Annotated in this window: 12 protein-coding genes; 9 read left to right on the top strand and 3 right to left on the bottom strand. The window is 53.6% G+C overall.

Translation table 11 applies throughout. From position 1 onward, the window contains the following. Positions 1 to 3: 3 nt before the first annotated feature. Positions 4 to 711, bottom strand: coding sequence for a response regulator YycF (gene yycF / locus IEV46_RS09500; RefSeq protein ID WP_188432367.1), 708 nt, complete (start codon positions 709 to 711; stop codon positions 4 to 6). Positions 712 to 1,716: 1,005 nt separating this feature from the next. On the opposite strand from yycF, the gene IEV46_RS09495 reads away from it, so the two are divergent. Further along, complete coding sequence (locus IEV46_RS09495; protein WP_188432366.1) at positions 1,717 to 2,478, top strand: YheC/YheD family protein; 762 nt, start codon at positions 1,717 to 1,719, stop codon at positions 2,476 to 2,478. 219 nt (positions 2,479 to 2,697) lie between these two features. After that, entirely contained in the window at positions 2,698 to 3,354 is a 657-nt protein-coding gene (locus IEV46_RS09490; RefSeq protein WP_188432365.1) for a hypothetical protein, read from the top strand. A gap of 218 nt (positions 3,355 to 3,572) precedes the next feature. Here IEV46_RS09490 and IEV46_RS09485 read toward each other — a convergent pair whose 3' ends face one another. After that, entirely contained in the window at positions 3,573 to 4,970 is a 1,398-nt protein-coding gene (locus IEV46_RS09485; RefSeq protein WP_188432364.1) for a PTS transporter subunit EIIC, read from the bottom strand. Positions 4,971 to 5,295: 325 nt separating this feature from the next. Between IEV46_RS09485 and IEV46_RS09480 the strand changes: the two genes are divergently transcribed. The 3 genes from IEV46_RS09480 (at position 5,296) to IEV46_RS09470 (ending at position 8,141) form a co-directional block, all read left to right on the top strand. Beyond that, positions 5,296 to 7,053, top strand: coding sequence for a sensor histidine kinase (locus IEV46_RS09480; RefSeq protein ID WP_188432363.1), 1,758 nt, complete (start codon positions 5,296 to 5,298; stop codon positions 7,051 to 7,053). A gap of 143 nt (positions 7,054 to 7,196) precedes the next feature. Beyond that, positions 7,197 to 7,694: a YwhD family protein gene (locus IEV46_RS09475; RefSeq protein ID WP_188432362.1), complete on the top strand. Its 498-nt coding sequence runs from the start codon at positions 7,197 to 7,199 to the stop codon at positions 7,692 to 7,694. A 204-nt stretch (positions 7,695 to 7,898) separates the two neighbouring features. Beyond that, positions 7,899 to 8,141, top strand: coding sequence for a hypothetical protein (locus IEV46_RS09470; protein ID WP_188432361.1), 243 nt, complete (start codon positions 7,899 to 7,901; stop codon positions 8,139 to 8,141). A 24-nt stretch (positions 8,142 to 8,165) separates the two neighbouring features. Here IEV46_RS09470 and IEV46_RS09465 read toward each other — a convergent pair whose 3' ends face one another. After that, on the bottom strand, positions 8,166 to 10,211 hold the full coding sequence (locus IEV46_RS09465; RefSeq protein ID WP_188432360.1) for a transglycosylase domain-containing protein: 2,046 nt from the start codon (positions 10,209 to 10,211) through the stop codon (positions 8,166 to 8,168). A gap of 270 nt (positions 10,212 to 10,481) precedes the next feature. Between IEV46_RS09465 and speE the strand changes: the two genes are divergently transcribed. From speE to argS, 4 genes are all read left to right on the top strand, one after another. Continuing rightward, positions 10,482 to 11,321, top strand: coding sequence for a polyamine aminopropyltransferase (gene speE / locus IEV46_RS09460; RefSeq protein ID WP_188432445.1), 840 nt, complete (start codon positions 10,482 to 10,484; stop codon positions 11,319 to 11,321). Positions 11,322 to 11,324: 3 nt separating this feature from the next. Then, positions 11,325 to 12,194: an agmatinase gene (speB, locus tag IEV46_RS09455; protein ID WP_188432359.1), complete on the top strand. Its 870-nt coding sequence runs from the start codon at positions 11,325 to 11,327 to the stop codon at positions 12,192 to 12,194. A 214-nt stretch (positions 12,195 to 12,408) separates the two neighbouring features. Next, positions 12,409 to 12,840: a YwiB family protein gene (locus IEV46_RS09450; protein WP_188432444.1), complete on the top strand. Its 432-nt coding sequence runs from the start codon at positions 12,409 to 12,411 to the stop codon at positions 12,838 to 12,840. After that, entirely contained in the window at positions 12,837 to 14,507 is a 1,671-nt protein-coding gene (gene argS, locus IEV46_RS09445; RefSeq protein WP_188432358.1) for an arginine--tRNA ligase, read from the top strand. The genes IEV46_RS09450 and argS overlap by 4 nt, the downstream gene beginning before the upstream one ends. Positions 14,508 to 15,023 lie beyond the last annotated feature (516 nt).

Genomic DNA, 15,023 nt, shown 5'->3' with positions numbered 1-15,023 from the left:
GGTTCACCGGTCGGACCCGGGATCCCGCATGGTGTAGCCGATTCCGCGCCGGGTGATGATGTACTGGGGTTGACTGGGATCTTGTTCGATTTTCTCCCGCAGGCGTCGAATCGTCACATCCACGGTGCGGACATCACCGAAGTAATCATATCCCCACACCGATTGCAACAGATGTTCCCGGGTCAGAACCTGGTTGACATGTTTGGCCATATAAAGGAGAAGTTCAAATTCCCTGTGGGTCAGATCCAGCGTTTTTTGATTCTTGGTGACGAGATAACTCCCCTGATCAATCGTGAGTGATCCCACTTGAATTCGACCGCCGGGATCGGTGGAGGATTGGCCCTGATCCCGGACTCGGCGTAGATTGGCCTTGATTCGGGCCAACAGTTCCCGATTGCTGAAGGGCTTGGTGACATAGTCATCCGCCCCCAGTTCCAATCCCAGCACTTTGTCCACTTCCGAGTCCTTGGCGGTGACCATGATGATCGGCATCCGGTATTTCTCCCGGACTTTACGGCAAATTTCAATGCCGTCCGTCCCCGGGAGCATCAGATCGAGCAGGATCAGGTCCGGGGGTTCCTCATAGATTCGTTTCAAGGCTTCGTCCCCATCATGGATGCACTCCACTTCAAAACCTTCTTTGCTCAGGTTGAACTGCAAGATATCAGCAATCGGTTTCTCGTCTTCAACGACGAGGATTTTAGCAGCCATCGATCTTTACACCCCTGTCATCTTAAAAATTAGGTTGTCTGTCGGTACTATTCTTCAAAGGATTCCCTGGGAGAGCTTCCAAAGACCCGATTATAGGCAAAATCAAAAGGAATTCCCCGGAACAGTCGGTGGTGGAGGCGGTCGAGGGAGGAGTCCTCATGGGCCTCCACCATCCAACAAGCCACAGAAAGGTTTGTCGGTAGGCGAGAGCCGGGCTGGAAAGCTCAGTCCCCGCTAGTTCCCGGTATTTATGAGTGGAAGCTGGGATAGGCCGTTCGCCGGGACCGCACATTCAGAACCGAGCTCCCGGTATTCCACCCGTTGAGCAGGACTCAGTATAACAGAGAAGATCATTGCCACCTGGTACCGGTCGAGACAGAGACGGGCCGTTTCACAGTGCAGGGATCCCGCCTATGGAAAAGGAGGGCCCAGCGTTTGGGAACCATCTCAGCAGAAGGAACTCCCTCGTTCCACACCTGCGATTCAGAAGATCTCTTCCGGAAAGGTAGACTTCCGTGGCACCCCCAGGAAAAGTGGTCTGAAGAGAGTTGCGATCGGGAAAGAGAAAGACGTAAACAGGCCATCCCGGATCAAATCCATATTCTTTTCGAAACCGGCGAGGACCCGATCCTACTCCCGGGCCGACAACTCTGCCTGGTTCCGGAATTCGGGATGACAGTATCGATCACATTTTTGCCGGGCCATTGTGGGTCAATAATCCCGGAGGCGCTGACTTCCTTTATGAAGAACAGATTGGGCAAACATCTTGCCCTGAGGACTGAGAAGAGTCGTTGATAGAATGGAAAACTGAAGCCAAGCTGAAAGATTTTTTATACGGGAGGGATGTTTTTTGTACATTTTTTCACCATCCCTTCCATGCGGAATTTAACGCCTGTTGCCTTTACATTTTAACACATTCAGCAATTTTGGGCGGAAAAACCCTTCCTGAAGAAGCGGACCGGGAATAGACTGACAGTGTCGCGACTTGCCAATGAGACGGAAGGGATGGCTGTGATGCAGTATAAGCGAAAATACCGTCAGATCGCCAGCAAAGGGTTGAAACACGTTGTGATGTGGCAACACCCCCATCTGCGGTCCTGTCTGCCTGAAACCATCTGGTATTCTGAAGAAAACATAAAAAAAATGTTGAAGCAATCCCCCTCCGTATTTGTAAAGCCGGATAAGGGTGGAGGCGGTTCCGGAATTATCCGGGTCCGGAAGCTCATCCCCCGGTTTGAGGTCTGTTTTCGAAAGAACTGCCGGATGGTGGAGGAAAGGGACTTGGGCCGGATGGTAGGGAGGCTTCTGTCTCCCTCTCGCAGGTATATTTTGCAGGAAGGGGTGGAGCTGGCCACCATCGAAGGGAGGCCCTTCGATATCCGGGTTTTGTTGCAAAAGCCCGGGAACCGATGGATCCTTAGCGGAATGGTGGCAAAGGTGGCCGCTCGGGGACGGTTTGTCACCAATCATTGTAAAGGCGGTCAACCCATGGATATGAAAAAGGCTCTGCAATTCATGGATGGGGAAGGGATTTTTCCCGAGAGGGTCATGCGGGATTTGGCGAAAATTTCGTATTTGACTGCTGAGGTGTTGGAGCGGCGTTTTCCGGGGTTGAAGGAGTTGGGGATCGATGTGGGCTTGGACTGGATGGGCAAGCCGTGGATTTTTGAAGTGAACACCCGCCCATATTTCCGCATGTTCAGCAAGATCAGAAATCCATCCATGTATCGGAGAATTATGAACAATCATTATCGGATCATCAAGTGATGCAGGTTCCGGGAGAACTTGTCCATATTCGACAAAATATTCTGTTGACGATTCAACCAAGCCACTGATAGTATATTTGCCAAAAGAAGGGTTCGCGGCGGTATGGAGAGAAAAAAATGCAGCGTCACCTTCTTTGTCTGTTTTCGGGTTCCGATTCCGTTTTGGCAGTCGGCCAAAACGGAATCCCCATCCTAAATCAATGAAAGGCGGGTCGACAGAATGGCAATTACTGTGGGGGTTTACCTCGGGAAGAAAGACCGTTTTCTTCGTAACTGGTATGATATCCTGCCCAGAGGACAGTTTCCGTTGCTGGTTAAATATTGCATACAGTCCTATTTGAGAGGGATCTACTTTCCCTTGGACACGATCTGTGATTCCGATGCCTTCCGGGAACGGCTCACCTCAATGAAGGAGTTGTCCCCCACTCAGCGAAACGTGACCTTTACGAAAGAGGATGGTCCGGTGTTTAAGTGGGTGGAAGAAGTGGACAATGGGTACCGGAGTGAGGAAATCAAAACGATTCTGAAGGATACCATCGTACATACACTCCTGGAGGAACACGAGCGGACGCCCCTGGCCCGGCAGCGCTACAACAAACTGTGGAAGGATTCAAAGCCTCCGGTGTACGAACCTGCCGGTAACGGAATGATGGTCCGTTGGCAAGACAGGGCAGATTCCCCAGCCGAAGGCCAAGAACGATGGACATCGACAGCGGTCGGGGAAGGGGTGGATGCGTATCCGGTCCCCAGGCCCGGGAAAAACAGACCGGAGGAAGGGGGTCAGCGGGTTTTGTATCGTTGGCAGGAAGAGAGCAAAGGAGATTCGGGAGACCGGAAGAAGGAGCCATCCCCCCGTTGGGTCGGCCGGATGGTCTAGGGCGGGTTCTGTGTTTCCAACACCCATTTTCGGTTTATCGTCATCCCCGGCTTCAATGGTTTTCATCCTGACGGGTGCCGGGGGGACAGAAGAAAAAGAAATTCCAGAGAGAAGGTCACTGAGGGTCGGGAAGGAGAAGGATAAAAAAACAGCCCCCGTGGGAAGAGGGGGCTGTTTTGCGAACAAGGAGTGGTTGGTTACCGGTTCGGTGACGGGTGTCAGGTTGGCAAATTCATCCCCGACTGGCTGGTGCTTTTACCGTAGTTGCCATCCAGTTCTTTGTTAAACCCGAAGAAGTAAGTGAACACGAATCCAGCCCCGTAGGAGATCACCACACCGAGCAGGTACATCAGGATCTGTCCAGGTTGGACCAAGAGAGCCATCGGCAGGCCTGAGACTCCGATGGCGACGGTGGCGATTCCCAGGACCGCTTGAAAAGCGCCGCCAACAGCTGCACCGAGGCAGGCGGTTACAAAGGGACGCCCCAGGGGCAAGGTGACGCCATAGATCAGGGGTTCACCGATACCCAGAATTCCCACAGGGAGTCCTCCCTTGATCACGTTACGCAGGGTGTCGTTCTTTGACTTGATGTAGATCGCGATGGCAGCTCCCACTTGACCGGCGCCGGCCATGCCCAAAATCGGGTACAGGGGATCGAGACCTGTCTGGGTCAACATTTCCAGATGAATGGGAGTCAGTCCCTGATGAAGGCCGGTCATCACCAAGGGCAGGAAGGTTCCGGCTAAAACCGCTCCGGAAACGATCGCCATCAACCCGCTTTGGCCCGCATCCAGCAAACCGGTCAAGACACCGGTGATTCCGTCGGAGATCCATCCGCCGACCGGCTGCAAGACGATATAGGTGACAAACCCGGTCACCAGAACAGAGAGGGTGGGTGTGAAAATGATATCGACGGCGTTGGGCACAATTCTCCTGATCTTTCCTTCCAACCAGCTGATAAACCAGGCGGCCAGGAGAACACCGATCAGTCCGCCGCGATTGACCACCAATTCTTCGCCGAACAGTTCGATCCCTTCAATACCGGGGAAGGAAATCATTCCTCCGGCCAGCGCCCCCAAGGCGGGCGTGCCACCAAATTCCCGGGCCGTATTGATTCCGACCATCACCGAGAGGTAGAAAAAAACCACTCCACTGATGGCATTCAAAAGCTGGATCCACGAACTCTTCTCATTGACATCAAAAGAATGGATGGCCACATTGGTCAACCCCATGATCATCCCGCCGGCGACGATGGCGGGAATCAAGGGGATGAAGATGTTGGCCAACCGACGCAGGAACAACTTGAAAGGCGTACGGTTTTTATCTTGTACAGCTGCTTTGTAATCCTGCACTTCTCCCGCTTGGATTCCCGTTTGTTCGGCGATGAGGCGGGTCACCTTGGCAGCGGTACCCGGTCCCAGAACCACCTGGATCTGATTTTGAGACTGAACCACTCCCATCACACCGGGAAGCGCTTTCAATTCTTCCAAACGGACTTGTTCCCGGTCTTTGGGCGTGATGCGGAGACGGGTCATACAATGATTCAAACTCCCGATGTTCTCTTCTCCACCCAGCAGTTCCACAATGGAGTCGGCCAGGATTTTCTCCTTTTCCATGAACGGTCCCCCCTGAGCACACAGAGAATCTGGTGGATTTGTCCACCATTAAAGCGTACGATGATTCTGAGGAAAGCATTCCTCACTTTCGGGACTGGTCAGAATATTTACAATTTGAATTTTAACACAAAGGGAGAAGTGAATTTTATATCATTTTTTGATAGGTTTTGTCGAAGGCTGATTTTCAGGAAGGAAATATGGGAACGAAAATGGAATCTTAACTTGATTTTTACCGGCAATCTGCCATATGGAATAAACAAGCGGGGAAGAAAAACCGTTAGAATAGATCTTGAATCGCCGATTGGAAAAAATGGGGGGTTCAAACTTGGCAAACAGGTATGAAGCCCTTGGAGCAATGGCTCTGTCGCTTTTCGAACCAGAGCTGAGGTGGTCTGCAACCGGGGTCATCCTAGGAATCCTGCTGCTGATGCTTTGGATGAGGCGCAAATGGGCTCCGTCGTTTCCTTTTCTCCTGTATCCCTTGACCGTGCTCGGTCTGTTGGCGATCTTGGACCTTCTGACCGGGAACGTGACCTTTCTGTGGGCTTACCTTGTAGTTCTGGCTCTCTTACATGATCGTTTATCCACAGATACCACGATTGTTTCTGCAATCTGTTTTTTCTTGGTGTACGAATGGGTGAGTCCCGGTGCATCGGCGGGAGAAGATTCCTTTCGTCTCATGGGTGAGATCATCCTCTTTGCCTGTTCTGCGTGGCTGGGCACCCACCTTCGCCGTGTAAATCGCCGATCGGATGACTTGAAGGAGGAAAACAGAAAGCTGCTTCGGAAGGTAGAAGATGCCCACACCCGTCTTCATTCCCATATCGATGAATTGAAGGAGATCTCCCGAAGAGACTATCTGACCGGAATGTACAATTTCGGCGGTTTTCAGGAGCAAGTGACCAAAAGTTTGTCCCGGTGTTTGGCGGCTCAACAGTCCTATCATGTGGTCTGTGTCGATTTGGTCGACTTCCGGCAGGTAAACACGAAGGAAGGGATCGATGCCGGAGATCAACTGTTGATCGGGATCGCACGGGAATTAAAAAAGAATCTCCCTTCCTATGCACAAGTGGCACGCTATGACGGGGATCAGTTCGCCATCGGGCTGATGGGGGATGATTCCACCATGCGCCTCATTCTGGATACGGTGGAACTGGTGATCAACGGCTTTCGGTTGGAACGGTGCAGTGTCCATTACTGTATCGGTGCAGCATCCTATCCGATGGATGCTCAAAATGGAGCCGAACTGATCCGGCTGGCGGAACATCGGTTGTCCATTGAACAAACCCGGATTCGGCACCGGGAGGAAGAACAGCGGCGCCATCTGGAGAAGCTGTCCGCTGTCGGTCTGCTGGCGGCGGGGCTGGCCCATGAGATTCGCAATCCCCTTACCTCCATTCGTGGTTTTATCCAAATCTCAGCGGCGGAGTCACCGGAAGTGAAAAAGTGGGAGTCTGTGATCCTGCCTGAGATCGATCGCATCAATGATCTGTTGAAACAGTTTTTGCACTTGAGCGAATCCCGGCCGGTCAGGCACACCTTGTTCAATCTGGATCGATTGATCGATGATGTCCTGCAACTCCTTAACCCCCGGGCCATTTTGATGGGACATGAACTGGTTCCCCGCCCTCCGGCTTCTCCTGTGATCGTCGAGGCGGACACCGAGCAATTGAAGCAAGTCTTGATCAATCTGGTGCAAAACGGTCTGGAATCCCTCAACACCAAGGGGATGGTCAGCGTTGGTTGGAAAGAGGCGGGAGACCGGGTTGTGGTCCGCGTTCGGGACAGTGGCAGCGGAATCCCACCGGAACATATGTCCCGCATCTTTGATCCCTTTTTCAGCACCAAAGGGGACGGGACGGGAATGGGACTTTCCATCTGCCACCGCATTATATCGGAGCACGGGGGGCAGATTCATGTGACCAGTCAACCGGGACGCGGCACGACCTTTAACATCCATATGCCATTAAGGCAGCCGGCTCGGGAGAAAAAACGCTCGCCGGAGCCGGAACAGGTGCCCCTGGTTCATAATCTCAACCGGAGTGAAGTGGTGGAACGGGTCAATATGTTGAGGAATTTCTAGAAAATGTTGTTTCGGTGCCTTTGAATCCGTCTCGCTCCATGTAAAACCCAACTCTCTGTGACGTGTTTTCACAAGGTTTCCGGTACCCTCTTTTTGAAAGGTGATGAGCCCTGAGATACAATACAACAAAAGGGGGGAGTTCGGTGAGCAGAAAGAAAAAATCGGAATTCAACATCATCCGGAGTGACTCCACCACCCATGGCGGTTACTACACGGGGACACTCAACCTGAGCAACCTTTCCGCTGTCCTGATCGAAGGGGATGAGGCCCGGATCGACCTTGGCTTGATACATGCCAAAAGCAGAGTGGAGAGAGGAATCAAATTTCTGAGCAACCCGGATGAGGTTTCGGGTGGAACAGAGTACCGGGTGGTTTGGGTGGCTGTGGATCGCAAGGAGGAAGGACCTTACTATGCCGGTGTGGCGGCCTGTTCAATGCGAGTGAACCGGGAAATCAGGCGGGGGTGGAAAAACCTGGCGGATCATGTCAATCGGATGGATGACGCTCTGAAGCGGCGGATCCGAGTGGAGGAATTAAATGAAGTGGAAAGGGGTGCCCTGCGCCGGTTGTTGATAGAGAATGATCCGGATATGTGGAAGCGGTCATCCAATGAATTGAAAGAAGCCTTGGCTGCCGAATAATGAACGCTGTGTGAACAATCGATGGGTCTCCTTGTGTGGGGGGATTTCGTGGGTTACACTTAGATCCAGGTTGCGGAACCAACTTGCTAGGACACCAAAACAGCGGGCTGATCAGCCCGCTGTTTTGGTGTCTTTTTCAAGTGGTTTCAACCTTTGTGGATTCCTTCTTCGGTGCATGCTACAAAGCAGAAAGGAGGAATTGTCATGACACAGGAAGGACGGGAAGAAGCCAAGGGAGGACACTTTGCTCTTCACGGAGGGACACATTTTACCCCCAAAGCATCTCCGGAGAAGATCAACCGGTTTGTGCAAAACCTTCCGCCGGAGCGTCGGGAAACCTTTTATGAAATCATGAAGGAACTGAGCCGAGCGGATCTGATCGCCTTGCATAATGACGGTCTGTTGGCAGATGGAGAAGGAAAGATCGGCGGCAGTGATGATTGTTGAAGATGCAAAAATGGTGGGCCGGGTTTAACCGGTCCACCATTTTTTGATCCGTTGCCACAAGGAGGGTGGGGATGTGGTTGAATCCGCAGGTGGTGGATGAGCTCTGCAGGTGTGCTTCGGTTCCGTTCCGGTCAGAAACCAGTAGTCGATGGATCGGGGACAAGATGGGCTAGCTAGTCCCCCCGTTTCAGGATCCACCTTTGCTTTGACAACCCCTGCAGGCGGTTGAAAGGATTGAGGAGGGATCCCCTCCAAAGCGGCACGCATGTAACTTCCCCAGATTCCGTGAGTGAGACGGGAGGCCCCGTCGGGCAGGGCTTTCCCGCGGTCGAATCCCACCCAGACTGTGGTTGCCAGACGGGGGGTGTACCCGGACAGCCAGGAATCCCAATCGGTGCTTCCGGTTTTTCCTGCCACCGGCCGGGAAAGCATCTGCTTTACCCGGTTGGCGGTTCCTCCCGGAGTGAAGACACCCTCCAGCATTCGGGTCATGACGAAGGCCTCTGCAGGAGTGATCACCTGCTCCGGCGACGGTCGGCTTTCGGACAAAATGTTTCCCTCGGCGTCCTCAATCCGGAGGATGGAGACTGGAGGGTGATGAAGACCTCCGGCCGCCAGACTGGCATAGACTTGAACCATGTCAAAAGGGCTGACGGCACTCGTTCCCAATGCCAGGGAGGGAACCGGTTTCAACGGGCTTCCGATTCCCAGTCGCCGGCCCATGCGGACCGCTTTTTCCTCTCCGATGGCCAAGTGGGTGTGGACAGCATAAATGTTGTCCGAGGTGGCCAGGGCTTCCGCCATTGTGATCGGCCGGTTGGCATACCGATTGCGATAGTTGGTGGGGCGGTAATTGCCACCTTGGTAAACGAAGGTGGTCGGTTTGCTGTCAAAGCGGGAGACGGGGGTGAAACCCTGTTCCAGAGCAGCCAAATAGAGGATGGGTTTAAAGGTGGATCCCGGCTGTCGTTTGCCGAAGACCCGGTTATACTGGGAACGACCGTAGTCTTTCCCTCCAACCATCGCCCGGATCTGTCCGTTTCGCGGGTCGATGCTGATCAGGGCAGCCTGCAATTCGCCGCTGTTTTTCAAATACTTATGGACCGCCTTCTCCGCTTCTTCCTGCATCTTCAGATCGAGGGTGGTATAGATCTTCAATCCGCCGTTTTGGAGCAGACTCTCATCCAATCCCAACCGGCCCGCCTCTTGAATCACATAATCCCGAAAATAAGGGGCTTGTGCCGGCTGGGGATGGGGAGGGTCGGCATAGACGAGGACTTCTTTTTTGGCGGCTTCCGCCTCCTGTGTGGTGATCCGACCCGACCGGGCCATCCGGTCCAGAATCGATTCCTGACGCGTTTTGGCCCTGTCCGGGTCGTTCAAGGGAGAATACCAACGAGGGCCCCGGGGGATCCCTGCCAACATGGCACTTTCCGCCAAGGTGAGATCATGGGCCGCTTTGCCGAAGTAGATCCGGGCAGCCCGCTCAATGCCATAAGCTCCATGACCGTAATAGATCTTGTTCAGATACATCTCCAAAATCTCTTTCTTGGAAAAATGGAGCTCCAGTTGAGTGGTTAGAACCGCTTCCCGCCATTTACGGGACCAAGTCCGGTCATGGGTCAGATAAAGATTGCGGGCCAACTGTTGTGTGATCGTGCTGGCCCCCTGGGAGACCCGACCCTTTTTCAGATTGATCCATACCGCCCGGAGGATCCCCTTGGGGGAGAACCCCCGGTGTTCGTAAAAGCGTTGATCTTCCGCTGCTAATGTCGCCTCCTGAATCGATCGGGGCAACTCTTTCAACTGAACGGGATCCCGTCTCTCCCCGTGATCCAGGGTATCGATCAGATTACCGCGGGAATCCAGAATACGCGTGGTCAGTCCCAGTTGGGGGGGCGGCAGGGGCTTGGATTTCAGATAAAGAACGGTAATCAGCGCCAGGCTGATTCCCGCAACCAGGCAAAATCCAAACCAGCGCAGAAACATCCGGCTCCACCACTTCTCAGGGGGGAGGCTCTCCCAGGCTGATGTCTTCGCCGGCAATGACCGATTCAGTTCGTCTCCCATCGGACCCCACTCCTTGACAGGCTCATCCATAGGCGGCTGGTAAGGGGAAGATTGGAAAAGTCCATGGAGTAGTATGAGAGATAAGTGATTCCTCTATGCATCTTAGTTGGGATATCAGAGCTGTTGATAAATTGGAAATGGAAGTTGGAAAGGAAGTGAAATGGAGACCGATCCATGATTGTCTCCGGCGGGGAGTTGGATTATCCTAAGGAAAGGTTTTTCATTCCAACGGATATGGACCATCGGAAGGAGCAGTTGAAATTTATGGATATGGAACTTTGGTATACAGAAAAACAGACTCCCCACTTCGGAATCACGGCAAAGATCAGCCGCACACTTCATCATGAGAAGACAACGTTTCAGAAGATCGATGTGATCGAAACGGAACAGTTTGGGCGCATGCTCGTGCTGGACGGCATGGTGATGATCACTGACAGGGATGAATTTGTTTATCACGAGATGTTGACCCATGTGGGAATGAACACCCATCGGTCACCGAAGCGGGTTCTGGTGGTCGGCGGGGGAGACGGCGGTGCGATCCGGGAGGTGTTGAAACACCCTTCTGTGGAAAAAGCGGTTTTGTGTGAAATCGATGGTCGGGTGATTGAGGTTTCCAGGGAATACTTCCCGGAGATTGCCGGTGCTTTGGGGGATTCCCGGGTGGAGATTCGGGTGGAAGATGGCATCAAGCACATTGAAGCCCATCCGGGGGAATATGACCTGATCCTGGTCGATTCCACCGAACCGGTGGGACCGGCGGTGGGATTGTTCCAGAAACCGTTCTATCAGGGGATTTTCGATGCGTTGCGAACCGGGGGCGTGATGGTAGCTCAGACGGAATCCCCTTGGTTTAACCGGGATCTGATTGCACAGGTGTATCGGGATATCTCGGATATTTTTCCCGTCACCCGTTTGTACACTGCCAGCATTCCCACCTATCCCAGTGGATTGTGGAGCTTTACGCTGGGATCCAAGGGACCGGATCCTCTAGAGGTGCCACCGGAGCGACTCCGTGTGCCGGATACCCGGTATTATTCTCCCGAATTGCATCAAGCTCTTTTTCAGTTGCCCCGCTTTGTGAAGGAATTGATGGTTCAGAAGGAGCGATGAGGGATGCGGTTTGACGAAGCTTATTTGGGAAACGTGTTTATCGGAGCCTGTCCGGATCTGGAATCATCCAAAATTGTCATCTTCGGCATGCCGATGGATTGGACAGCCAGTTTTCGGCCGGGGTCCCGCTTCGGTCCCAAGCGGATTCGGGAAGCGTCCCTGGTGTTGGAAGAGTACAGCCCCTATCTGAGAAGGGAGCTATCGGAAGTAAACTATTACGACGCTGGAGATATCCCCCTGCCCTTCGGCAATCCGGAGAAAAGCACGGCTGCCATCGGGGAGTTTGTGGACCGGATCATGCAGCGGAAGAAGATGCCGCTGGGAATCGGCGGAGAGCACCTGGTCACCTGGCCGGTGGTTCGGACCATTTATAAATATCACCGGGAATTGGCGGTGATCCATCTGGATGCTCACGCCGATCTTCGGACCGACTATGAAGGGGAAAAATTGTCCCACGCCACTCCTCTGCGCAAGATCGCCGAGCTTCTGGGGCCGGAAAATGTGTACCAATTCGGCATCCGTTCGGGAACCCGGGAGGAGTTTGCATATGCGGAGCGGGAGAAGATTCATTTTCACCCCTTTGAAGTGCTCAGTCCGTTGAAGGAGGAGCTCTCCGGACTCCGGGGACGGCCGGTTTATATCACTGTAGATATCGATGTGCTGGATCCGGCCTTTGCACCGGGTACGGGAACCCCGGAACCCGGCGGAATCACCTCCGGGGAACTTTTGGAGGCGATCCACACCATCGCCCGTTCCGGAGTGGAGGTGGTGGGAGCCGATTTGGTGGAAGTAGCCCCGGTCTACGATCCCACAGAACAGACACCTGTGACTGCGGCCAAAGTGATCCGAGAGATGCTTCTCGGTTTCTACTGAGGATCATCTTCCGGAAACGAAGAGTGCATAGGGAGACCAGAGAGTGGGGCGACCTGGGCGAGACTGGCCCTATGGGTGCAAAGGCGAATCAAATCCCCATCCTTGCCCTTCTGTGATTTTCGACACCATGTTTGCTGAGGGAGGCACTAGGTTACTGGTAATGGCGGGCTGCCCATGGTAAGATACAAAGCAATCGAAAGGAGAGCGATCAGCCCTGAAACAGATTCGACTTTCGATCATCTCCACGATCGACCCTGAAGACGGCGGGGATCCCGAGGAGATTGTACAAGAGATGGAAGGCCGGTTGATTGAACGGGATTTGGAATCGGTGCTAAAGTATACGGAAAAACCGGGGACGCCGGATGAAGTGAAGACCACAGTAAAAGCAGGCGAAGATGAGGTGACGATCATCCGGCAGGGGATGATCGCCTACAGACAGAGGTACCATCCGGGGGAGACCACCATCTGTGTGGTGGAGACGCCGGGGGGCACATCGGAAATGGAAGTTCATACCTTATCTTACCGGCGGGAACGGAAAGGGACACATGGACGGATTCAATTTTCCTTCCGGCTGGCCATGGCCTGTGAGCCGATGGGCCGGTACCGGTTGCTGATTCAATGGACGGAGGTGCCTGCACAAGCATGAATGCATTGGAGCAATTGAAGGAAAACTTGAGACAGGAGATTCGGGAGGCAGTGCTTCGGGCAGGCTTGGCTGCGGAGGAGGAGCTTCCCGAAGTGGTTCTGGAAGTGCCCCGGGAAAAATCCCACGGGGATCTGGCCACCAATATGGCGATGCAACTGGCCCGGATCGCCAAGAAAAACCCCCGCCAGATCGCGGAAGCGATTGTGGCCGGGATGAACGGGGATCGGGTGGCGGTCAAGGAGATCCACATCGCAGGACCCGGTTTTATCAACTTTTTCATCGATCGTTCCCACCTGCGTGAGGTGCTGATGGAAATCGGGCAGGCAGGGGATGCCTACGGCCGCAGTTCTGTCGGTCACGGGGGGAAAGTGTTGGTGGAATTTGTTAGCGTCAATCCCACCGGCAGCCTTCACCTGGGACATGCCCGGGGGGCGGCCATCGGGGATGTTCTGTGCAATGTGTTGGAAGCGGCGGGTTATGATGTTACCAGGGAGTATTACATCAATGATGCCGGCAACCAGATCCGCAACATGACCCTGTCCCTGGAAGCCCGCTACCGGGAGGCCCTCGGCCAGAAGGTGGACTTTCCGGAAGATGGATACCGCGGTCAGGATATCGTCGATCTGGGGAAACGGTTGGCCGAGGAGGAAGGAGACCGACTGCTTAATTTAGGTGAAGAGGAGCGGCTTGCTTGGATTCGCAGATACGGGCTTGACCGGCTGTTGGAAGGGATCAAAAAAGACCTGAAGGAATACCGGGTTCAATTTGACAGCTGGTTCAGTGAACAATCCCTGCACGACTCCGGTTTGGTCCAAGAGAGTGTGGAGGAGTTGACCCGACGGGGCCAAACTTATGAACGGGACGGAGCCCTCTGGCTGAAGTCCTCCCAATTTGGAGATGACAAGGACCGGGTGTTGGTGAAACAGGATGGTTCCTATACCTATATCACTCCGGACATCGCTTATCATCGCAATAAATACAATCGGGGCTTTGACCGGATAGTCGATATCTTCGGAGCGGATCATCACGGCTATGTGCCTCGGATGAAAGCGGCTATGGCCGCCTTGGGCTTCGATGTGGAGAAGATGACTTTTCTCATCACCCAGATGGTGAAACTGTACCGGGGCGGAGAATTAGTCAAAATGTCCAAACGGACAGGAAAGGCGATCACCTTGGCGGAACTGATGGAGGAAGTCGGAGTGGATGCCACCAGGTACTTTTTTGCCTCCAGAGGACCGGACAGCCACTTGGATTTCGATATGGATCTGGCGGTCTCCCAATCCAATGAGAATCCCGTTTTCTACGTACAGTATGCCTACGCACGCATCAACAGTGTCTTTCGTCGCGCACGGGAACAGGGGATTGAGGTGAAGCTGGATCCGGACAGCCTGTCCGCTTTGGAAGAGGAAGCAGAGTTTGATCTGTTGCAGATACTGGCGGAATTCCCTGAGGAAATCGTCACGGCGGCAAAGCAGATGGCTCCCCATCGGATGGTCCGCTACCTGTATGATCTGGCCACCCAGCTGCAAAGCTATTACAATGCTTATCGGGTGATTCAGGAAGATGAGAGGCTGACCCGCGCCCGTCTCTCTCTCTTGATCGGGGTGGCCCAGGTACTGAAAAACGGTCTCCGGATGATCGGTGTCTCCGCGCCGGAACAGATGTAACCTCCAGCTAGAAGAGTTGTGAATTCGTACTGGACGGATGGTCGGGAATGGGTTTCACATGACCTTTTTATTGTTCTTACGAAACCCAACCCTCCCTGTGAACGACTTTTTCTCAAACGCTTCTAGACCTCCTTTAATAAGAAGACCGGACCCGGGGAAACCCCCGGGTCCGGTCTTCTTATTGCGTGACGGCGTCTTTACGGCCCCACGAACAGCAGTCCGGCACCCATGAATGCACCGGCGACCGCAAAAGAGTAGATCAATGCGATCACCTGGTTATTCCTCGACATCCCGATACCCACCTTTTCCAAGTCCTTGTCATCTCCAGAGTCATCGGTTGCAGGATCAAAGACGGGATCTGTTGGATGGAAAGTTTTTGCGAAGCTCTCATTACAGAGGATAGCACCTTATACCCCGATTTGGGACAGTTTTTGTGTCCAACAGTTGACAAGTGGTTGCCCGTTGCTTTCCGGTCGGGTTTGAAGCCATTTGGGGCCACTGCTCAAGCGGAATATG

The organism is Kroppenstedtia guangzhouensis (assembly GCF_014637345.1).
In the GTDB taxonomy this organism is placed as follows: domain Bacteria; phylum Bacillota; class Bacilli; order Thermoactinomycetales; family DSM-45169; genus Kroppenstedtia; species Kroppenstedtia guangzhouensis.
The sequence above is the reverse complement of the archived record's forward strand: the minus strand, read 5'-3'. Positions and strand labels throughout refer to the sequence as shown.

Coding starts and splice junctions, on each gene's coding strand:
- yycF (WP_188432367.1), bottom strand. CDS start 711: ATGGCTGCTAAAATCCTCGTCGTTGAAGACGAGAAACCGATTGCTGAT.
- IEV46_RS09495 (WP_188432366.1), top strand. CDS start 1,717: ATGGCTGTGATGCAGTATAAGCGAAAATACCGTCAGATCGCCAGCAAA.
- IEV46_RS09490 (WP_188432365.1), top strand. CDS start 2,698: ATGGCAATTACTGTGGGGGTTTACCTCGGGAAGAAAGACCGTTTTCTT.
- IEV46_RS09485 (WP_188432364.1), bottom strand. CDS start 4,970: ATGGAAAAGGAGAAAATCCTGGCCGACTCCATTGTGGAACTGCTGGGT.
- IEV46_RS09470 (WP_188432361.1), top strand. CDS start 7,899: ATGACACAGGAAGGACGGGAAGAAGCCAAGGGAGGACACTTTGCTCTT.
- IEV46_RS09465 (WP_188432360.1), bottom strand. CDS start 10,211: ATGGGAGACGAACTGAATCGGTCATTGCCGGCGAAGACATCAGCCTGG.
- speE (WP_188432445.1), top strand. CDS start 10,482: ATGGAACTTTGGTATACAGAAAAACAGACTCCCCACTTCGGAATCACG.
- speB (WP_188432359.1), top strand. CDS start 11,325: ATGCGGTTTGACGAAGCTTATTTGGGAAACGTGTTTATCGGAGCCTGT.
- argS (WP_188432358.1), top strand. CDS start 12,837: ATGAATGCATTGGAGCAATTGAAGGAAAACTTGAGACAGGAGATTCGG.